This window comes from Micromonospora aurantiaca ATCC 27029, from assembly GCF_000145235.1.
GTDB classification, from domain to species: domain Bacteria; phylum Actinomycetota; class Actinomycetes; order Mycobacteriales; family Micromonosporaceae; genus Micromonospora; species Micromonospora aurantiaca.
Genome location: NC_014391.1, coordinates 4,990,629 through 5,011,322, shown reverse-complemented (window position 1 = coordinate 5,011,322; position 20,694 = coordinate 4,990,629). Strand labels below are relative to the sequence as shown.

General features: G+C 74.2%; 12 protein-coding genes. 9 read left to right on the top strand and 3 right to left on the bottom strand.

Annotated elements, in window-relative coordinates; genetic code table 11:
* Window positions 1-64 precede the first annotated feature (64 nt).
* Both gltB and MICAU_RS21990 read left to right on the top strand, forming a co-directional pair.
* Window positions 65-4,732, top strand: a complete 4,668-nt coding sequence (gene gltB / locus MICAU_RS21995) for a glutamate synthase large subunit (RefSeq protein ID WP_013287546.1) — start codon at window positions 65-67, stop codon at window positions 4,730-4,732.
* Complete coding sequence (locus MICAU_RS21990; protein WP_013287545.1) at window positions 4,725-6,230, top strand: glutamate synthase subunit beta; 1,506 nt, start codon at window positions 4,725-4,727, stop codon at window positions 6,228-6,230. The genes gltB and MICAU_RS21990 overlap by 8 nt, the downstream gene beginning before the upstream one ends.
* Before the next feature lie 107 nt (window positions 6,231-6,337).
* Here the strand turns inward: MICAU_RS21990 and MICAU_RS21985 are convergent, their stop codons facing one another.
* Window positions 6,338-7,873, bottom strand: coding sequence for a M1 family metallopeptidase (locus tag MICAU_RS21985; protein ID WP_013287544.1), 1,536 nt, complete (start codon window positions 7,871-7,873; stop codon window positions 6,338-6,340).
* A 197-nt stretch (window positions 7,874-8,070) separates the two neighbouring features.
* On the opposite strand from MICAU_RS21985, the gene MICAU_RS21980 reads away from it, so the two are divergent.
* Together MICAU_RS21980 and MICAU_RS21975 are read left to right on the top strand one after the other, a co-directional pair.
* The gene (locus MICAU_RS21980) at window positions 8,071-8,856 is read left to right on the top strand and encodes an SGNH/GDSL hydrolase family protein (RefSeq protein WP_013287543.1); all 786 of its coding nucleotides are present in this window, start codon (window positions 8,071-8,073) and stop codon (window positions 8,854-8,856) included.
* Between the two features lie 113 nt (window positions 8,857-8,969).
* Window positions 8,970-11,648 carry a type 1 periplasmic-binding domain-containing protein gene (locus MICAU_RS21975; RefSeq protein ID WP_013287542.1) on the top strand — a complete coding sequence of 893 codons (2,679 nt, stop codon included), beginning with the start codon at window positions 8,970-8,972 and terminating at the stop codon, window positions 11,646-11,648.
* Window positions 11,649-11,823: 175 nt separating this feature from the next.
* On the opposite strand, the gene MICAU_RS21970 is transcribed toward MICAU_RS21975, so the two are convergent.
* A complete protein-coding gene (locus MICAU_RS21970; protein WP_013287541.1) occupies window positions 11,824-13,284 on the bottom strand; it encodes an MFS transporter in 1,461 nt (486 codons plus the stop codon).
* A 274-nt stretch (window positions 13,285-13,558) separates the two neighbouring features.
* Here MICAU_RS21970 and MICAU_RS21965 point away from each other — a divergent pair, with 274 nt between their 5' ends.
* A complete protein-coding gene (locus MICAU_RS21965) occupies window positions 13,559-14,140 on the top strand; it encodes a TetR/AcrR family transcriptional regulator (RefSeq protein ID WP_030271987.1) in 582 nt (193 codons plus the stop codon).
* A gap of 271 nt (window positions 14,141-14,411) precedes the next feature.
* Here the strand turns inward: MICAU_RS21965 and MICAU_RS21960 are convergent, their stop codons facing one another.
* Complete coding sequence (locus tag MICAU_RS21960) at window positions 14,412-15,824, bottom strand: alkaline phosphatase PhoX (RefSeq protein ID WP_013287539.1); 1,413 nt, start codon at window positions 15,822-15,824, stop codon at window positions 14,412-14,414.
* A 183-nt stretch (window positions 15,825-16,007) separates the two neighbouring features.
* On the opposite strand from MICAU_RS21960, the gene MICAU_RS21955 reads away from it, so the two are divergent.
* The 4 genes from MICAU_RS21955 to MICAU_RS21940 all read left to right on the top strand — a co-directional run bounded on the left by MICAU_RS21955 (window position 16,008) and on the right by MICAU_RS21940 (window position 20,687).
* Entirely contained in the window at window positions 16,008-18,524 is a 2,517-nt protein-coding gene (locus MICAU_RS21955) for an FtsK/SpoIIIE domain-containing protein (protein WP_013287538.1), read from the top strand.
* Window positions 18,521-19,300 (top strand): hypothetical protein, encoded by a 780-nt coding sequence (locus MICAU_RS21950; RefSeq protein WP_013287537.1) that lies wholly within the window; start codon window positions 18,521-18,523, stop codon window positions 19,298-19,300. Before MICAU_RS21955 ends, MICAU_RS21950 begins: the two co-directional genes overlap by 4 nt.
* A gap of 151 nt (window positions 19,301-19,451) precedes the next feature.
* Window positions 19,452-19,715, top strand: a complete 264-nt coding sequence (locus MICAU_RS21945; RefSeq protein WP_013287536.1) for a DUF6244 family protein — start codon at window positions 19,452-19,454, stop codon at window positions 19,713-19,715.
* Window positions 19,716-19,883: 168 nt separating this feature from the next.
* Window positions 19,884-20,687: a lipase family alpha/beta hydrolase gene (locus tag MICAU_RS21940; protein WP_013287535.1), complete on the top strand. Its 804-nt coding sequence runs from the start codon at window positions 19,884-19,886 to the stop codon at window positions 20,685-20,687.
* Window positions 20,688-20,694: the final 7 nt, after the last annotated feature.

Sequence of the window (20,694 nt, the reverse complement as noted above, 5' to 3'; positions counted from 1 at the left end):
ATAAACCGCAGAGGGCCGACGTCGTCCCCATCATGATCCATCCTGAGTGACGACAGGAGGCCCGGTGGCCTTTCCGTACCCTCACAGCCCGCAGTCGGCCCCACAGGCGACCGGGCTCTACGACCCCGCGTACGAGCACGACGCCTGCGGTGTGGCCTTCGTGGCCGACCTGCACGGGCGGCGCTCGCACCAGGTCGTCGCGAACGGCCTCGGGGCGCTGTGCCGGCTGGACCACCGGGGCGCCCGGGGCGCGGAGCACAACACCGGAGACGGCGCCGGCATCATGATCCAGGTGCCGGACGCGTTCCTGCGCGGCATCGTCGACTTCCCGCTGCCCCCGGCCGGCCAGTACGCCACCGGCCTGGTGTTCCTGCCCGACGACGACGCGGCCGAGGCCCGCGCCCGCCAGGTGGTCGACAAGTACGCGCTGGTCGAGGGCGCCGACGTGCTCGGCTGGCGCGAGGTGCCGACCGACCCGTCCGGCCTGGGCGAGACCGCGCTCGCGGCGATGCCCCGGGTCCGGCAGCTGTTCGTGGCCGCGCACCGGCTGACCGGCTCGCCGGACGGCCCGGCCGGCTCCCCGCTGACCGGGCTCGACCTGGACCGGGTGGCGTTCTGCCTGCGCAAGCAGGTCGAGCGGGAGACTGCCGAGCGGGGCGTGCCGGCGTACTTCCCGTCGCTGTCCGGCCGCACCATGGTGTGGAAGGGCATGCTCACCCCGGACCAGCTCCCGGCGTTCTACCCGGAGCTGACCGACGAGCGGGTGGTCAGCGCCATCGCGCTGGTGCACTCGCGCTTCTCCACGAACACGTTCCCGTCCTGGCCGCTGGCGCACCCGTACCGCTTCATCGCGCACAACGGCGAGATCAACACGATCCGCGGCAACCGGAACTGGATGCAGGCCCGCGAGGCCTTGCTCCGGAGCCCGAGCATTCCGGGCAACATCCGCCGGGTCTTCCCGGTGTGCACCCCGGCGGCGTCCGACTCGGCCAACTTCGACGAGGTGCTCGAACTGCTGCACCTGGCCGGGCGGAGCCTCCCGCACGCGGTGCTCATGATGATCCCCGAGGCGTGGGAGAACGACCCGGACATGCGCGCCGACAAGCGCGCGTTCTACCGCTTCCACGCCAGCCTGATGGAGCCGTGGGACGGCCCGGCGTCGGTCGCGTTCACCGACGGCGAGATCGTCGGCGCGGTGCTGGACCGCAACGGCCTGCGCCCGGGCCGCTGGTGGCACACCGCCGACGGCCTGGTGGTGCTCGGTAGCGAGGCGGGCGTGCTCGACCTCGACCCGGCCACTGTGGTCGCCAAGGGCCGCCTCCAGCCGGGCAAGATGTTCCTGGTCGACACCGTCAACGGCCGGATCGTCTCCGACGACGAGATCAAGACCGAGCTGGCGGCCGAGCAGCCGTACCAGGAGTGGCTGCACGCCGGCCTGATCGAGCTGGACGACCTGCCGCCGCGCGAGCACACCGTCTACACCCACGACTCGGTACGCCGCCGCCAGCAGACGTTCGGCTACACCGAGGAGGAGCTGAAGATCCTGCTCGGCCCGATGGCCCGCAGCGGCGCCGAGCCGATCGGCTCGATGGGCACGGACACGCCGATCGCCCCGCTGTCCACCCGGCCGCGTCTGCTCTACGACTACTTCCATCAGCTCTTCGCGCAGGTCACCAACCCGCCGCTGGACGCCATCCGGGAGGAGCTGGTGACCAGCCTGGCGTCCACCATCGGGCCGGAGGGCAACCTGCTCGACCCGGGCCCGGCGAGCTGCCGGCAGATCGTGCTGCCGTACCCGGTGATCGACAACGACGAGCTGGCCAAGATCCTGTCCATCGACGAGGACGGCGACCTGCCCGGCTTCAAGGCGGTCCGGGTCTCCGGGCTCTACCGCCTGCGCGACGGCGGCGCCGGCATCAAGGCGCGGCTGACCGAGATCTGCCGGCACGTGTCCGAGGCGATCGAGGACGGCGTCCGCATCCTGGTGCTCTCCGACCGGGACTCCAACGCCGACCTGGCGCCGATCCCGTCGCTGCTGCTCACCGCCGCGGTGCACCAGCACCTGGTCCGCGAGCAGACCCGTACCCAGGTGGCGCTGATCGTCGAGTCCGGCGACTGCCGCGAGGTGCACCACGCGGCGGTGCTGATCGGGTACGGCGCGGCGGCGGTCAACCCGTACCTGGCCTTCGAGTCGGTGGAGGACATGATCTCCACCGGCGTGCTGGCCGGCGTGGACCGGGTCAAGGCCGTCCGCAACTACGTCAAGGCGCTCGGCAAGGGCGTCCTGAAGATCATGTCCAAGATGGGCATCTCGACCGTGTCGTCGTACTGCGGCGCGCAGGTCTTCGAGGCGGTCGGCCTGGACACCCGCCTGGTCCACAGGTACTTCCGGGGCACCCCGAGCACCATCGGCGGCATCGGCCTGAACGAGATCCACGCCGAGGTGGCGGCCCGGCACGCGCGGGCCTGGCCGGCGCCGGGCGCGCAGGCCACCGACCGGCTGGAGGTCGGCGGCGAGTACCAGTGGCGCCGCGAGGGCGAGCTGCACCTGTTCAACCCGGAGACGGTCTTCCTGCTCCAGCACGCCACCCGCAGCCGCCAGTACGACGTGTTCCGGCAGTACACCGCCAAGGTCGACGAGCTGGCCGCGCAGGCGGGCTCGCTGCGCGGGCTGTTCACGCTGCGCACCGGCGTCCGCCCGGCGGTGCCGCTGGACGAGGTCGAGCCGGCCACCGAGATCGTCAAGCGCTTCGCCACCGGCGCCATGTCGTACGGGTCGATCTCGGCGGAGGCGCACGAGACGCTCGCCATCGCGATGAACCGGCTCGGCGGCAAGTCCAACACCGGCGAGGGCGGCGAGGACGTCGAGCGGCTGCACGACCCGGCGCGGCGCTCCGCGGTCAAGCAGATCGCCAGCGGCCGGTTCGGCGTGACCAGCGAATACCTCGTCAATGCCGACGACCTCCAGATCAAGATGGCGCAGGGCGCCAAGCCCGGCGAGGGCGGGCAGCTACCAGGCAACAAGGTCTGGCCGTGGATCGCCCGGACCCGGCACGCCACCCCCGGCGTCGGCCTGATCTCCCCGCCGCCGCACCACGACATCTACTCCATCGAGGACCTGGCCCAGCTCGTCCACGACCTGAAGTGCGTCAACCCGGCCGCCCGGGTGCACGTCAAGCTGGTCAGCGAGGTGGGCGTGGGCACCGTCGCGGCGGGCGTGGCCAAGCTCAAGGCCGACGTCATCCTGATCTCCGGGCACGACGGCGGCACCGGCGCGTCCCCGCTCAACTCGCTCAAGCACGCCGGCACCCCGTGGGAGCTGGGCCTGGCCGAGGCGCAGCAGACGCTGCTGCTCAACAAGCTGCGCGACCGGGTGACGGTGCAGGTCGACGGCCAGCTCAAGACCGGCCGGGACGTGCTCATCGCGGCGCTGCTCGGCGCCGAGGAGTTCGGCTTCGCCACCGCGCCGCTGATCGTCGAGGGCTGCGTGATGATGCGGGTGTGCCACCTGGACACCTGTCCGGTCGGCATCGCCACCCAGAACCCGGTGCTGCGTGAGCGCTTCACCGGCAAGCCGGAGTTCGTGGAGAACTTCTTCCTGTTCCTCGCCGAGGAGGTCCGCGGCTACCTGGCCGAGCTGGGCTTCCGCAGCATCGACGAGGCGATCGGCCACACCGAGCTGCTCGACGTGGCCGGTGCGATCGACCACTGGAAGGGCCACGGGCTCGACCTGAGCCGCGTGCTGCACCTGCCGGAGCTGCCCGAGGGCGCGGCCCGCCGGGGCGTACGCGCCCAGGACCACGGCCTCGACGCGGCGCTGGACAACCGGCTCATCGAGCTGGCCGGGCCGGCGCTGCGCGACAGTACCCCGGTGCGGGTCGAGGTCGAGGTCCGCAACGAGCACCGCAGCGTCGGCGCGATGCTCGGCGGCGAGGTGACCCGCCGCTTCGGCGGCGACGGGCTGCCCGACGACACGATCGAGTTCCGGCTGCGCGGCACCGCCGGCCAGTCGTTCGGCGCGTTCCTGCCGCGCGGGGTCACGCTGCGCCTGTACGGCGACGCCAACGACTACGTCGGCAAGGGACTGTCCGGCGGCCGGATCGTGGTCCGGCCGGACGCCGACGCGCCGTTCGTCGGCGTGGACGCCACGCCGGGCCGCCGTGCCGAGGACCAGATCATCGCCGGCAACACCATCCTGTACGGCGCCACCGGCGGCGAGGTGTACCTGCGCGGCCGGGTGGGGGAGCGGTTCGCGGTGCGCAACTCCGGCGCGGTCGCGGTGGTCGAGGGCCTCGGCGACCACGGCTGCGAGTACATGACCGGCGGCACCGTCGTGGTGCTCGGGCCGACCGGGCGCAACTTCGCCGCCGGCATGTCCGGTGGCACCGCGTTCGTGCACCGGCTCGACCAGCGGCTGGTGAACGCCGAGCTGGTCGACCTGTCGCCGCTGCGCGACGAGGAACGCGACCGGCTGCACGAGCTGGTCCAGCGGCACTTCGCCGAGACGGACTCGGCCGTCGCCGAGGACCTGCTCAAGCGCTGGCCGCAGGCGGTGGAGGAGTTCACCGCGGTGGTGCCCCGGGACTACCGCCGGGTCATGGAGATCATGCGGGCCGCCGAAGCCGCCGGCCGAGACGTCGACGACGCGGTGATGAGCGCGCTCAGCGTGCCGTCGGCCGCGCCGGTACCGCCCGCGCCCCGGGTGGTCGCCCAGGAGGTGGCTCGTGCCTGACCCGAACGGTTTCCTGCGCTACGACCGGCGGCTGCCGGCCCGCCGTCCGGTGCCGGTGCGCATCTCCGACTGGCGGGAGGTCTACCCGCCGGCCGGTGAGGAGCTGATCCGCGAGCAGGCCACCCGGTGCATGGACTGCGGCATCCCGTTCTGCCACGACGGTTGCCCGCTGGGCAACCGCATCCCGGACTGGAACGACCTGGTCCGCACCGGCAACTGGGACGCCGCGGTGGAGTCGCTGCACGCCACGAACAACTTCCCCGAGTTCACCGGCCGGCTCTGCCCGGCGCCGTGCGAGGCGGCCTGCGTGCTCGGCCTCGGCGGCCAGCAGCCGGTCACCATCAAGCAGGTCGAGGTGGAGATCGCCGACGCGGCGGTGGCCCGCGACGGTCTGCGGCCCCGGCCCGCGTCCACCCCGACCGGGCGGTCGGTGGCGGTGGTCGGCTCCGGCCCGGCCGGGCTGGCCGCCGCGCAGCAGCTCGCCCGCGCCGGTCACACGGTCACCGTGTACGAGCGCGACGACGCGATCGGCGGCCTGCTCCGCTACGGCATCCCCGACTTCAAGCTGGAGAAGCAGCACATCGACAAGCGGCTGGCCCAGCTCACCGCCGAGGGTGTGCGCTTCCGGACCGGCGTCGACGTCGGCGTCGACGTGACCGCCGAGCAGTTGCGCGCCGAGCACGACGCGGTGCTGCTGGCCTGCGGCGCGTTGCAGGGCCGGGACACCCCGGAGACGCCCGGCCGGGAGCTGCGCGGCGTGCACCAGGCGATGGCGCACCTGGTCGCCGCGAACCGGGTGGTGGCCGCCGCCGGGGACGGGCGGCCCGCCCTCGCCACGTTGCCCGACGGTACGCCGATCGACGCCGCCGGCAAGCACGTGGTGATCATCGGTGGTGGCGACACCGCCGCCGACTGCCTCGGTGTGGCGCACCGGCAGGGCGCGGCCGGCGTCCACCAGCTCGACCTCTACCCGGAGCCGCCGTCGGAGCGGGACGCGGAGCGCGACCCGTGGCCGACCTGGCCGTGGGTGCTGCGCAACTACCCGGCGCACGAGGAGGGCGGCGAGCGGGTCTTCGCCGTCGCGGTGCAGGAGTTCGTGGACGACGGCACCGGCCGGGTCCGCGCGGTCCGGATCGCCGAGGTGACCGTGGAGAAGGTGGACGGTCGCCGCATCGTCACCCCGCAGCCCGGCTCCGAGCGGGAGATCCCGGCCGACCTGGTGCTGCTCGCCATCGGCTTCGAGGGCACCGAGCAGCAGCCGCTGCTGGCCCAGTTCGGGGTGACCCGCAACCGCCGGGGCGCGATCGACTCCGGCCCCGACTGGCAGGCCGCCGACGGTGTCTTCGTCGCCGGTGACATGCACCGGGGCGCCTCGCTGATCGTCTGGGCGATCGCCGAGGGACGCGCCGCGGCGGCGGCGATCCACGCGTACCTGGGTGGGGTGGGCGAGCTGCCCGCCCCTGTCGACCCGGCCCGCCAGCCGCTCGCCGCCAGGTGAAAGGAAGGGCCCCCTCTTAACGCCTCAGGTAGAGGAGGGGGCCCTTCTTAACATCCGCCGCCGCGCGGCGCGCTGTCCGCGGACGACGCGCCGCGCGGCGGCGGATGTCAGCGGCCGAGCAGGTCGTGCGCGGCCCGGATCTTCGCCCACGAGGCCGGCTGCGCCGGTGCGGCTGTCGTCCGCGCGGCGGTCGCCACGTCGGGCCGGCCGGGCGTGAACAGCCAGGTGGTGAACACCGCGTCGAGATCCCGTCCGGAGATCCGCTCGGCGAGCGCCTGGAACTGCGCGACGGTGCCGTTGCCGTACTGCCGCTTGGCGGTCCAGGTGCGCAGGATGCGGAAGAACGCGGCGTCGCCCACGGCGAGCCGGATCTGGTGCAGCGCCATCGCCCCCCGGTCGTAGACGGCGGCGTCGAAGATCCCGCTCGGCCCCGGGTCGCCGGGGCGCACCTGCCAGAACTCGGAGTCGGCCGGGTAGCTGTCGTAGGTGAAGTCGAACAGCTCCTGCGCGGTGCCCTCGCCCTGCTCCTCCGACCAGAGCCACTCGGCGTACGAGGCGAAGCCCTCGTTGAGCCAGATGTGCCGCCAGTCCGCCACCGACACCGAGTCGCCGAACCACTGGTGGGCGTTCTCGTGCACCACCACGTACGTGTTGGCGCCGCGCCGCCAGAAGCCGGGGCCGTAGACCGGGCGGGTCTGCGTCTCCAGGGCGAACCCGATGCCGTCGACCGGCCCGGCCACGCCGCCCTGCGCCTCGAACGGGTACGGGCCGAACAGCCCGCTCTCCCAGTCGACGATCTCGGCGGTGCGTTCGATGCTGGCCCGCGCGGCGGGCAGGCGCTCGCCCAGCGTGGTGCTGTACGCGTTGACCACCGGCTGCCCGTTCGGCGCGGTGTCGGTGACGATGTCGTACTGCCCGATGGCCAGGAACGCCTGGTACGTGGCGCCGGGCTTGACGCTGCGCCAGCTCCACCGGGTGCGGTTGCCGGCCTCGGGCAGCGGGTCGCGCGGCTGCACGCCGTTGCTGATCACCTCGACGCCGGTCGGCACCGACACCGAGACGTCCCAGGTGGCCTTGTCCTTCGGGTGGTCGTTGCTCGGGTACCACCACCAGGCCGACTCAGGCTCGTTGACGGCGAGCGCCCCGTCGGCGGTACGCGTCCACGCCGTGTAGCCGTAGACGGTGGTCTGCGACGGCACGCCGGCGTACCTCACCACGACGGTGAGCTGCTGGCCCTTCGCCAGCGGCCGGGCCGGGGTGACGACCAGCTCGTGGTCGCCGGCCCGGGCGAACCCGGCGGCCCACCCGTTCACCCGCACCGACTCGACGTCGAGGGCGAAGTCCAGGTTGAACCGGGACAGGTCCTTCGTGGCGGTGGCGAGGATCGTGGTGGTGCCGCTGAGCCGGTCGGTGGCCGGCTCGTAGCGCAGCCGTATGTCGTAGTGGCCGACGTCGTAGCCGCCGTTGCCGTAGTCGGGGAAGTAGCTGTCGCCCAGCCCGGGACTGCCCGGCGTCGGGGTGGCCGCCGCGGGTTGCGGCCGGCCCCAGCCGGTGGGGGCGGCCTGGCCGGGGGCACCGGTCACTGTGGTGCCGGCTGCGGTGAGGGTCAGGGCGGCGATGGCCGCCGTGAGTGCGCGTCGCACGGTGGGACTCCCTCCGTCGGGTGTCGTCACCGTCAAACTAATCGACACATGTGAACGTATCTGTCCTGTCCGGCCGATCGGGGCTATTCAATTTCGACGAATGTTTCGATAGCATTACCGACCAGTAACAGCACCGATCCCTCGGCCACGCGCGCGGTCAACGGGCTCCACCACCCCTGCCCCGTGGAGGCTCTGCCATGCCCCGTCGCGTCCGTACCGTGTTTGCCGCCCTCCTGGCGGCCGTACTCGGCGCCGTGCTCCTGCCCGGCGCCGCCCGGGCGGCCACCGTCAACTACGTCGCCCTCGGCGACTCCTACTCCTCCGGGGTCGGCGCCGGCCCGTACGACCTGTCCACCTGCCTGCGCAGCCAGAAGTCGTACGCCCCGCTCTGGGCGGCCGCCCATTCGGTCACCAGCTTCAAGTTCCCGGCCTGCGGAGGCGCGGTCACCGCCGACGTGCTGGCCAACCAGGTCGGCCAGCTCAGCAGCAGCACCACGCTGGTCACCATCACCATCGGCGGCAACGACGCGGGCTTCGCCGACGTGATGACCAGTTGCCGCTTCGGCAGCACGTCCAGTTGCGAGAGCGCGGTGAACGAGTCGAAGGCGTTCGCCACCGCCACGCTGCCCGCCCGGCTCGACGCCACGTACACCGCGATCCGCAACCGGGCCCCGAACGCCCGGCTGGTGGTGCTCGGCTACCCGCGGCTGTTCGAGACCGGCTCCTGTGGACTGCTCGCCATGAGCAGCTACAAGCGCACCATCCTCAACCAGGCCGCCGACACGCTCAACGGCGTCATCTCCGGCCGGGCGGCCGCGGCCGGGGGAACCTTCGTCGACGCGCGGCCGTTCTTCGCCGGGCACGGCGTGTGCGCCGCCGAGCCGTGGATCCGCGACGTCAGCGGCGTCATCGAGGCGTACCACCCGAACGCGAACGGCTACCGCTACGGCTACCTGGCCGCGCTGACCGCCGCCATCGGCTGATCCGCACGCGAGGAGGCCCCGCTCGACACCCGTCCGTCGAGCGGGGCCCCGCCGTGCCGGGTTGCATCGAACGTCGACAATGGTGCGACACCGCATGCGACCCGGAGGTGACCATGCGTGAACCGGCGACCCGGCCGCGGCCGGTCCGCGAGCAACTCCCGGCCGGTGGCCCGGAACTGCTCACCCTGCTGGCCCGGCTGCTGCGGCGTCCACGCCGCGGCGACCGCCGGCTCCCGCTGCTCTGGCTGGTCCGGCCCACCGGGGACGGCGCGGTCGCGGCCCTGCTACGGCGTTTCGCGGCGCGCCGGGCCGGGCGCCGGGTGCCGCACGTAGTGCTGGACCTGACCGGCCGCCCGGCCGGCGACGACGTCGCAGCCGTGCTGCGCGAACTGCACCGGCAACTCTCAGTGGAGGCGTTCGGCGCGCCCCGGCTGCGGTTCCGGCACTACCCGCTGGCCGACTGGCTGATGCACCAGACGCTCGCCGTGGACCTGGACGCCGCCGACAGCGGCCGGGCCGCGCTGGTCCGCCGGCTGCGGGACTGGCGGGGACGGCGGACCGGTGACGACCCCCAGGTCGGCGGCGACTCCGGCCTCGGCGCCGCGCTGCACCTGCTGCTCTGGCTGCTGTGGCGGGCCGTGCCCGGCGTCGTGTTCCGGATCGCCGTCTCCGGCCGGGTGCCGCTCGTCGGACGGCAGTACCGCTGGTTCATGCGCCAGCAGTACCTGGCGCCCCGGCAGTCGGTGACGTTCCTCGGCTTCGCCGAGCGGCTCACCGCCGGCTGGCGCGACGGCGAACACCCGGCCCAGGTGGAGAAGCTGCTGCTGCACGCGTTCCTGGAGGACCTGCGCCTGGCGTACCGGCGGCGGTTCTGGCGGCCCGGGGACTGGCGCCGCACCGCCTATCCGGTGCTGGTGCTCGACGGCGCGCGGCCGGACAACGTCGGGCACACGCTGGTCCGGCTCGTCGACGAGGTGCGCAACGAGACCGGCCGCAACGACCCGCTGCTCGTCGTCGCGGTCGCCGCCGACCCGCCGCCGGAACCGGCCGCTTCCCGGCCGCTGGCCGAGGCCGAGGAGGCGTACGAGGAGTGGGCCGAGGCGCTGCCGGAGAACCGCCGGCTGCGTCGCTCCGGCGCCTGGCTGATGCTGCTGGAGGCGGACGACCGGGACGTCGACGCGCCGGTGGGAGGCGTCCCGCCGGCCCTTGTCGCACCCGACCCGCCCTGGTGGGCGCGGCGGTTCCTGCCCGCCGCGGTGGCCCTGGCGCTCGTCGCCGGGCTGGGCGTGTGGGCGCACGGGCGGTGGGCGCCTGACTGCCGCCCCTGGCCCACCGATCGGGTCACCGTCCGGCTCGTCGGCGGCGAGTGCGTCGGCTACAGCGACACCGCCGGGCAGGTCTTCAACAGCGAACCCGGGCAGGACCGGCTGCGCGCCGTGCAGCGGCGCATCTTCGCCCAGAACCGGGCCGCCGAGGAGGTGTGGCGGCGCAGCGAGCACCGCCGCCCCTACCTGACGCTTGTCTACCTGGGCAGCCTCACCGGCAACCGGACCCGCGCGGACGAGGAGTCCTACGTCTCCGAGCGGGAGGAACTGGAGGGCATGGCCACCGCCCAGTACGCCCTGCTCCAGGAGTCGGCGGCGGCGGACGACGCGGCGCTGCTGCACATCGTGGTGGCGAACGCCGGGCGGCAGATGCGGCACGCCGACGACGCGGTGCGGATGCTGGAAGGGCTGGCCCGCGACGACCCCACAGTGCTCGGCGTGGTCGGGCTGGTGGACAGCCGCACCAGCACGGCGGCGGCGCTGCGCGAACTCAACCGGGTCGGCCTGCCGGTGCTCGCCCCCACGCTGTCGGCCGACCGGATGGACGCCAACTCCAGCCTCTACCTGGCCATGTCGGCGCCGAACCGGGACCAGGCCCGGATGGTCGAGGCGTACGCCCGGCAGGTGCTGCGGGTGGGGGAGGCGCACGTCTACTGGACCACCGGCGAGGGCAGCTCGCTCACCGACGACCTGTACGTCGCCACCCTCGTCGACGGCCTGCGGGAACGCTTCGGCGACCGGATCACCCGGCTCGACGAGTGGCGCAGCGGGCGGCGGCTCACCCAGGAGTGCGGCTACCCGGGGATGCTCTTCTTCGCCGGCCGCTGGTCGGAGTTCGACGGGTTCATGCGCGCGCTCAAGGAGTGCGGCGCGAACCCGCCCCGGCACCTGGTCGCCGACGACTCGGTGAACCGCTACATGGCCAACCCGGGGCTGCGCGCCAGCGCGCCGGGCAACCTGCCGGTCACGTACGTGTCGAAGGCCGCGCTGGCCACCTGCGCGTCGCTGCGGTCCGCGCAGGCCGGGCGCGACGACGCCCGGGGCAGTTTCCTCACCTGGATCGGCGCGGACGGCCTGCTCGACCCGCCCCGATGCCGCGCCGGGACCGGCCCGCCGGTCGGCGAGCGGGTCAGCCTGGCCTACGACGCCACCATGATGACGGTACGCGCGCTGGAGAGCCTCGCCGCCCGCCTGCGCCACGCCGACACCGGCCGCCGCTGGGAGCCCCGCTCGGTCAACCCGGTCGGGGTGCACGCCGAGGTGCTGCGGCAGAACGCCGCCGGCGGCTACCCGGGGGTCAGCGGCCTCATCCGGTACGCCCCGGACTCAGGCGAACCGGTGGCGAAGCGGCTGGCGCTGCTCACCGTGGCGAAGGTGCCCGACGTGGACGCCGCCCCGGTCGAGGTGTTCCACTGCGGCGTGGCCGACACCGGCCCCGACCCCGGCTGCCGCGTCGCACCACGCTAGTGCGCAGCCGCCATTCGTGATCATGGTTGGGGTTCGAGGTCGCCGTGCTGGGCAGCCAGGGAGGCAAGGATCATTTCTCGCGCCGCTCGGACCGTAGCCGCGAAGGCGGCCGGCACCGCGGAGCCCCGCCCGGCACGCGCCGGGCGGGGCTCTCGTCTGCTCGTACCCCTTGAGGTCAGCGGGCCGGGACCAGCTCCGCGGCCGGCACCGGCGCCAGGTCCGGCACCGCCGGCCCGATCCGCCGCCGGGGCCACCGGCGGCGACCGGAGGGTACGGCGAGCGCGGCCAGCGCCGCGGCCACCGAGATGCCGGTGAGCAGCAGGAAGCCCGCCGTGAAACCGGCCTCCCGGGGCAGCCCGCTCGGCTGCGGATTCGCGGTGATCACGGCACTGGCGAGCGCCGCGCCGATCGCGCCGCCGATGGTACGGATGTTGGCGTTCATGCCGGTCGCCGCGCCGGTCTGCCCGGCCGGCACGTTCGCCACGATCAGGTTGGCCATCGAGGCGAACGCCAGCCCGATGCCGAGGCCCACCAGACCGCCGGCGATCCCGACCTGCCAGCGGGTGTCGTGCGCGACGGTCAGCATGGCGGCGGCCGCCACGTTGAACACCGCGCCGGTGCTCAGCTGCGCCTTGGCGCTGAACCGGGACTGCAGCCGTCCGGCCAGCAGGCCGGCCACGAACATGCCGACGAGCATCGGCAGCATCAGCAGCCCGGCCTGGGTGACGCTGGCGCCGAAGCCGTAGCCGGCGCTGGTCGGGATCTGCGCGAACTGCGGCAGGAACGCGTAGACGGCGAACATCGAGGCGCCGTAGAGCAGCCCGACGAGGTTCGTGGTCCAGACCGCGGGCAGGCGCATCATCCGCAGGTCGATCAGCGGGTTCGCGGCCCGGGCCTCGGTCGCCAGCCAGGCGGCCGCGAGCGCCGCGGCCAGCGCCAGCAGTCCGACCACCCGGCCGGAGCCCCAACCCCACGCGGCGCCCTTGCTGACCGGCAGCAGCAGCGCCACCAGCCAGCCGGACAGGAGTACGGCGCTGAGCCAGTTGATCCGGCCCGGGGTGCGTACCGGCGAGCGCGGCACGAACCGGTGCGCGGCGAGCGCGGTCAGCCCGACCACCACCAGCGGGATCCAGAACAGCCACCGGTAGCCCAGGGTGGCCACGATCGGCCCGGCCAGCACCACGCCCAGCCCGCCGCCGACTGCCACGACCGCGGAGATCGAGGCCACCGCCGAGCTGACCCGGGCGGCCGGGAACTCGTCGCGGATGATGCCGAACGAGAGCGGGAAGACGGCGCCGCCGATGCCCTGCACCACGCGGGCGGCGATCAGCACGCCGATGCTGGGGGCGACGGCTGCCAGCAGGCAGCCCAGCGCGAGCGCGGCGAGCGAGAAGACGAGCGTCTTCTCCTTGCCGACCATGTCGCCGATGCGGCCGACGATCGGCGTGAAGACGGACGCGGAGAGCAGGTACGCGGTGAGCACCCAGGTCACCGTGTTGGGCGAGGTGTGCAGGTCGTGCTGGATGGTGGGCAGCACCGGCGTGATCAGCGACTGGAGCATCGCGAAGAATCCGGTGCCGGCGGCCAGCACGAGGAAGGTGAGTCGGCGCGAGCCGCGCCCTGATGAGTGGATCATGTGGGAGAACTCCCCGTTGTCGGTACGAGACTGGCGGCCGCTCGCGCAGTCGTGCGGCGGTGGCGGCCGGGTCGTGCGGGCGCTCAGCGGTCGGCGGGCATGGTGGGACCTCCCGGGTCCGTGTCGTGGCGCGAGGATCGCGTGGCCGGAGGGCGGCCGGAAGTCCGGAGTAAGCTATCCGGAGGGGTGGCTCCGGTCAGTAACCGGAGGCTTGCCTCCATTAACCTAGCGGAGGGGTGCCTCCGGTTGCAAGGCGGAAGGGGTGACGCGCCTCATGGCTGACGCCGACGTGTCCGGCGAGGTCTTCGCGCGCCGCCCCAAGCGGGCCGACGCCCGCCGCAACTACGACGCGCTGATCGCCGCCGCCCGCGAGGTCTTCGGCGAGCACGGCGCGGGCGCGTCGCTGGAGGAGATCGCCCGCCGGGCGGGCGTGGGCATCGGCACGCTCTACCGCAACTTCCCGCAGCGGCGGGACCTCTTCGAGGCGGTCTACGTCGAGGAGGTGCGCGCGCTCAGCGCCTCCGCCGCCGACCTGGCCGACGAGCCCCCGTGGGACGCCCTGGTCGGCTGGCTGCACCGGTTCGTCGCCTACGTGGCCACCAAGCGGGCGCTGGCCGAGGAGCTGGTGCACGACTCCGAGGTGTTCCGCAGCTGCCGCACCGAGATCTACGCGACCGGCGAGCCGCTGCTGCGCCGCGCCCAGGCCGCCGGGGAAGCTCGGCCGGACGCCGGCTTCGACGACGTGATCCGGCTGATCAGCGGCCTCGCCGCGTACCAGTTCCCGGACCCGGCCCAGCGGGACCGCGTCCTGGCCATCGCGCTGGACGGCCTGCGCCCGCCGGCGGGCATGAATTGATACGTCCGGCCGTTTGTTGACGTGACGCATCAAGGGCTGCTCTGTGCGGGAGGAAGGGGCGGGTGCGGCCGGGTTCAGCCGACCCCGCCGTACTCCGCGATCGCCGAGAGCGTCGCGCGGACAACCGTCGGCGCGGTCCAGTGCGCCGATCTTGCACTTTCGGGCGGCGAAATGCGGCTCATGCACCCATTCTTCGGGGCCGCAGGTGCAAGATCGCCGAGGAGAGGCGGATCGGCCGGCGGCTCCCGCCCGGGAACCGCCGGCCACCCGCTCAGCGGTGCCCGTTACCAGGCCGCCCCCACGGTCCGGTGATCGCGAACACGTACCCCGGTGACTGGATGTTGGCGAACAGCGTCTTCCCGTCCGCGCTGAACGTCGGCCCGGTGAACTCGCTGTCGTTCAGTTCGTTGCGGGCCAGCGGATACGCCTTGCCCTGCTCGGTGACGCCGACCAGGTGCGACACGCCCTCGCCGTCCTCGGCCAGGATCACCCCGCCGTACGGCGACACGGTGATGTTGTCCGGCCCGTCGTAGTTGCCGGTGTCGGCCTCCGGGTCGGTGTTCACCCCGAAGATGGTCTTCAGCGTCACGGTCTGGCGGCGCGGGTCGTAGAACCACACCTGCCCGTCGTGCTCGTTGGCGCTGCCGTCGTCGTGTCGGGCGTAGCTGGCCACGAAGTACGCGCCGCCGTCGCCCCACCAGGCGCCCTCCAGCTTGCGGCTGCGGGTCACCTCGGCGTCGGTGAACTGCTTGCGTACCGACACGGTCCGGGCGTCGCGGTCCGGCACCTCGACCCACTCCACCCGGTAGCGGGTGCCGGGCGTGGTGGCCTCGGACAGGTCGGCCACGTGGTCGTCGCCGCGCAGGCAGCGCATCGCCGCGAGGCTGCCGGCGGTGCCGCCGTCGGGCCGCTGGGCCAGCGCCCGCAGCGCGCCCTTGCCGGCCCGGAAGCCGGGCGGCGGCGTCCACCGGAAGTACAGGCCGTTGGGCCCGCTCGCGTCCTCGGTCAGGTAGATCGAGTGCGTGTACGGGTCGACGGCCACCGCCTCGTGCGAGTACCGCCCGAGGAACGTCAGCGGCACCGGGTCGGTGTTGGCGGACCGGTCGTGCGGGTCGACCTCGAAGACGTACCCGTGGTCCTTCAGGAACCGCCCACCGGCCCGCTGCTCGGTCTCCTCGCAGGTCAGCCACGTGCCCCACGGGGTGATGCCACCGGCGCAGTTGTTGTGCGTGCCGGCCACGCTCACGTACTCGCGCAGCCGCCGCCCGTGCCGGTCCACCTCGATGGTGGTGGTGCCGCCGCGGGCGCCCGGGTCGTAGGTGAGGCCGGGCAGCGCCGGCACCGGGTACGGCTCGTCGCCGCCGATCTCGTGGTTGTTCACCAGCACCGAGCCGTGCGGGCCGCGGAAGCAGCCGGTGCCGTCCGCGTCGCTCGGGGTGGGCTGCCCGGACTCCAGCAGCGTCGCGCCCGCCTGCGCGACGACCGTGTACGAGAAGCCCGGCGGCAGCGCCAGCAGGCCGGCCGGGTCCGGCACCAGGTCGCCGTAGCCGACGGCGGGGCGGCACGCGGGCCGGGCCGCCGCCGGTCCGGCGATCGCCTCCAGGCTGCCGGCCACCATGATGCCGAGTCCGCCGACCACGCCGCCGCGCAGCAGGGACCGCCGGGGAAGAGGTGAGGTGGTCACGTCGTCGCCTTCCTGTGCGCACGATTGCCTGGGGGAAGGCAAACCGGGCCGGGGGAACGGCGTGCGGCGCGCCCGTCCGTAGCCGGGTGAACAGTGGACGAATCCCCGGTGCGGAGCGCCCCGTGCCGGTGCGGCGCGCGTCCGTTAGGGTTCCCTTCGATCGCAAACGTCGGAGGGCGGACGGTGGGCAGACTCGCGGCGGCGTACCGGCAGGCGGTCGATCGGCATCGGCAGGCGGTGCGGCACTGGGAGGCGGCCCGGCGGCTGCTGGGCGCCGCGGGCCCGGCGCCGGTGGGCAGCCCCGAGCTGGTCGCGCGGCTGGCCCGCCTCGGCGGTGAGCTGGCCGCCGCGGTGCCCGGCACCGCCCGCGTCGCCACCCACCCCGTTCCGGTACGCCTCGGCGCCGCGACCACTGTCGACGGCGCGTTCCCGGTGCTCGTGCCGGTCGGCGCGGGCGCGCACCTGGCCGTCGACGCGGACGCCCGTGACCCGCGCGTCGGCGAGCTGCTGCGGGCGGTGGTGGTACGGCTGCTGACCGCCGCTCCGGCCGGCGCGATCCGGGTGGCCGGCATCGACCAGGCCGCCTTCGGCGCGGCGTTCCTGCCGTTGCGCCCGCTCCAGGACGCCGGGGTGCTCGCCGCGGCGGCGACCACCGAGGCGGAGACGACGGCCCTGCTCGACCTGGCCGAGCGGCACGCACGTACCGCCCAGCGGTCCGCGCCGGAGGACCGCGAGCTGCTGGTGGTGGTCGCCGCGTCCGCGCCACCGCCCCGGGAACTGGCCCGGCTCGCCGCGCTCACCCACGCCGGCCCGGCCGCAGCCGTCTGCGTGCTGCTGGCCGGCCACCCACCGGCCGGGCCGAGCGCGGCTCCGCCGCTGGGCGCCACCACCCAGCTGCGCGTCACCGAGCGGTACACGCTCGTCGGTGACCCGCCGGGGCGTCCGTTCAGCACCGACGGCAGCGGGCTGGCCGCTCCGGTGGTGCTCGACGGCGACCCGTCGCACGCCACTGTGACCGCGCTGGCCCGCCGGTACGCCGAGGCCGCCGATCAGGACGGCGTCACGTTCACCGACCTGCTGCCCGCGCAGCGCTGGGCCGGGTCCGCCGCCTCCGGGCTGCGTACCGTGCTCGGTCGGGCCGGCCGCCGGCCGCTGAGCGTCGCGTTCGACGACGCCACCCCGCACTGGCTGGTGGGCGGGCGGACCGGCGCCGGCAAGACCGTCCTGCTGCTCGACGTGCTCTACGGGCTGGCCGCCCGCTACTCCCCGGCCGAGCTGCGGTTGATGCTGCTCGACTTCAAGGAGGGCGTCAGCTTCACCGAGTTCGTGCCCACCGACCGTGACCCGTCCTGGCTGCCGCACGCCGACGCGGTGGGCATCGAGTCCGACCGCGAGTACGGCGTGGCGGTGCTGCGCGAGCTGCGCGCCGAACTGGGCCGCCGCGCCGACCTGCTCAAGCGGCACGGGGTCAGCCGGCTCGCGGATCTGCCGCCGAACGCCCGGCCACCCCGGATCGTCACAGTCGTCGACGAGTTCCACGTGCTGTTCGCCGGCAACGACGCGCTGGCCCGGCAGGCCGTCGACCTGATCGAGGAACTGGCCCGCAAGGGCCGCTCGTACGGCCTGCACCTGGTGCTGGCGAGCCAGAGCACCACCGGGATCGAGGCGCTCTACGGCCGGGCCGAGGCCATCTTCGGGCAGTTCCCGCTGCGGATCGCGCTACCAGGCGGCGACGCCGTGCTGGACCCGCGCAACGACGCCGCGCGCGGGCTCACAGTCGGCACGGCAGTGGTGAACACCGGCGCGGGCGCGCCCGGCGCGGACGTGGAGGTGCGGTTCCCCGACGCGCACGCCGCCTCGGCCGACCTCGCCGCGCTGCGCCACGAGCTGCACGCGGCCCGCCCGGCCGGGGCGCGCCCGCCGGCCGTCTTCCGGGGACACGAGACGCCCCGGCTCACCGGCGACCCCGCCTGGACGGCGCTGACGCCGGGCGCCGGCCCGCCGTACGCGCTCGTCGGCCGCGTGGTCGACGTCCCCGGCAGCCCGGCCGGCTTCGCGCTCGACGCCAGCCCGGGCCGGCACCTGGCAGTGGTCGGCACGTCGACGGCCGGCGCGGACGTGCTCCGGTCGGCGACCCTGTCCCTCGCCCGCCAGCACGCACCCGGCGCCGCCCGGTTCCTGTTCGCGCCGCTGGCGCCCGGCACCACCGACGCCGCCGACGACCTGGCCATGACGCTCGCCGCCGCCGGGCACCAGGTCCGGCGCCTGGACGCCGCCGCGCTGCGCGCCCAGCTCGCCGAGGCCGCGACCGGCGACGCCCCGGATTCCGGGCGCACCTACCTGGTGGTGTTCGGGATGGACGCCGCCGCCACGACGCTGGCCGCCTCCGACCCGGCGACGTTCCGCTCCGGGTACGACGACCTGCGCGCCGTGCTGCGCCAGGGCCCCGCGCGCGGTGTGCACGTGCTCGGCTGGTGGCGCGGGCTGCGCCGGCTCGCCGACGACCTCGGCGGCAGCGGGCACCGTGACGACGTGACGGGCCTGGTCGCGCTCAACGTGCCCGCCGCCGACCTGGGCCTGCACCTCGGCGTGCACGACCTCGCGTACGTCCCGCGTGAGGGCCGTGCTCTGCTCGTCGACCGGCACGAGCACCGCACCGCGCTGATCGTGCCGTTCGCGGCCGGGGGGGACAGCACATGAGTGGGTTCGACGAGTACGCGGCGCTGCTGCGGGAGCTGTCCACCCGGCAGCGGGGTGGGGAGCGGGAGATCGCCGCCGAGGCGGAGCGCCGCCGCGGCCTCCAGTCCGCCGTCGACACGCTCGGGCAGCGGCTCACCGCCCAGGGCCAGCACCTCGACCGGCTCGGGCAGGCGATCGGCGTGCCGATGACGTCGGTCCCGGCGGAGGCGCCGGCACCGGCGATGGTGGCCGGTGGGGGAGCACCAGGTCCCGCGCCCGGACCGGGGGACGGGGTGACCGGCGGCGTAGCCGACGTGCCGGGGCGGCCGGAGGTCGGGGCGTACCCATCGGGTGGTGTTCCGGCGCCGCGGGCCGGCGATCCGGCGGGGGAGCTGGCGGCGGCGGGGCGGCTCGCCGAGGAGGCCGACGTGTTCGGGCAGCAGGCCGACGCGCTGGCCCGCACGCCGGTGCTGCTGCCCACCTGGTCCGCGCCGGCGCGGGCGGTGGTGGTGTACGCGGGCTGCGCGCTCGCCGGTTCGCTGCTGATGCTGATCGCGATAGTGGGTTCGTCGCTGCCGGTGAGCGGGCTGGACCTGGTGGCGGCGCTGAGCTGCGCGGGCGTGCCGTTGATGTCCTTCGTGGCCGGTCAGGTGGTGCTCGCCCGCTGGGGCCGCCCGGCGGTGGAGGGCGACGCGCCCCCGGCCGGACGGTACGTGCCGCTGGGTTTCGTGATCTGCGCGCTGGTCTCCCCGTCCTTCTTCTGCCTCTACCTCCTCCTGTTCCGCCTCCTCCGCTGACCTCGCCCCTACCGCTCCGTCGATCATGGAGTTGCGGCCCCCGAGGTGCGGCATTGGTGGCTTTTGGACGGGCGGAAACTGCAAGATCGCGAAGGTGGGAGGGCGGGGTGGGGAGGTAGGCTTCCGGGGCGGGTGAGCTGGGGGAGGGCGTGTGAGCGCGGCGGAGATCATCGCCAGGCTGGCGGCGGCGGCACAGAAGCTGGACGAGGCCAAGGCGCGCACCGCCGCTGCCGCGCAGGACGCGGCCGAGGCGCGGGCGCTGGTGGCGGGCGCGCTGGAGGGGGCCACGGCGGGCCCGCTGATCGGGGTCATCGACTCCTACCGGCAGGCGCTGGCGCAGGCCGCGCAGGGCGGGGAGCCGGCCCGGCAGCACGTGCAGGAGACCATCGCGAAGGTCCAGGCGCTGGGCAACTGAGCCCGGTCCGGCATGCCGGTTTGCGCTGAGGGCGCGACAAGGGTTACCGGGGCGTAACTTTTCATTGACGTGTGTGAAATCGGACACGCATCATCGTGACCACGATCGATCGGATCCCACCCGTCCCCCCCGGGTCCGCCCGGGTGCCTCCCCCCGGAGGTGCAGCCCATGCTGCTCCGAACGATCCTGGCCGCCACCACCGCCGCCACCGTCCTGCTCGTCCCGGCCGCCGCCCAGGCCGCCACCGCCGAACCCGCCGCCCCGTCGAACACGGCCGCCGCCGCCACCGCCGCGCAACGGGCCGCCGCCGCGGCCGCCGACCCGGTGATCGTGGTCGGTGGCCTGAGTGGAATCTCCATCGCGTACGAGCCGATCGCTGCCCGGCTGCGCGCCGACGGCTACCGGGTCTCGATCTTCCAGTTGCCGAACCTCGGTCTCGGCGACATCCGCGAGTCCGCCCGGGCGTTGTCGTCCTACGTGGACCGAGTGCGCGCCACCACCGGCGCGGCCCGCGTCGACCTGGTCGGCCACTCCGAGGGCGGGCTGGTCAGCCGCTGGTACGTCAAGTACCTCGGCGGCGCGGCCACCGTCGACCAGTACGTCAGCCTGGGCAGCCCGCAGTACGGGACCTACGTCGCGAACCTGGTCGCCGTCCTCGGGCTGGGCAGCTGCGCCGGGGTGATCGCCTGCCAGCAGATGACCATCGGGTCGAGCTTCCTCGCCGACCTCAACGCCGGGGACGACACGCCCGGCCCGGTCCGCTGGGCCACCGTGCGCACCTGGCAGGACGAGCTGGTCCGGCCGGTCGACAACGCCGTGCTCGCCGACGGCGCGACGAACATCCTGGTGCAGGCCTGGTGCCCGCTGCGGGTCGTCGGCCACCTCGGGCTGGTGCTGGACGGCACCACGTACACGGCGGTGCGCCAGGTGCTCGCCGGCGCCCCGGTCCAGCCGAACTGCTTCGCGGTCTGAGCCACGT

What these genes read in the sequence shown, in the direction of transcription:
- MICAU_RS21980 (WP_013287543.1), top strand. Translation starts at nt 8,071, where the DNA reads ATGCCCCGTCGCGTCCGTACCGTGTTTGCCGCCCTCCTGGCGGCCGTA.
- MICAU_RS21975 (WP_013287542.1), top strand. Translation starts at nt 8,970, where the DNA reads ATGCGTGAACCGGCGACCCGGCCGCGGCCGGTCCGCGAGCAACTCCCG.
- MICAU_RS21970 (WP_013287541.1), bottom strand. Translation starts at nt 13,284, where the DNA reads ATGATCCACTCATCAGGGCGCGGCTCGCGCCGACTCACCTTCCTCGTG.
- MICAU_RS21965 (WP_030271987.1), top strand. Translation starts at nt 13,559, where the DNA reads ATGGCTGACGCCGACGTGTCCGGCGAGGTCTTCGCGCGCCGCCCCAAG.
- MICAU_RS21950 (WP_013287537.1), top strand. Translation starts at nt 18,521, where the DNA reads ATGAGTGGGTTCGACGAGTACGCGGCGCTGCTGCGGGAGCTGTCCACC.
- MICAU_RS21940 (WP_013287535.1), top strand. Translation starts at nt 19,884, where the DNA reads ATGCTGCTCCGAACGATCCTGGCCGCCACCACCGCCGCCACCGTCCTG.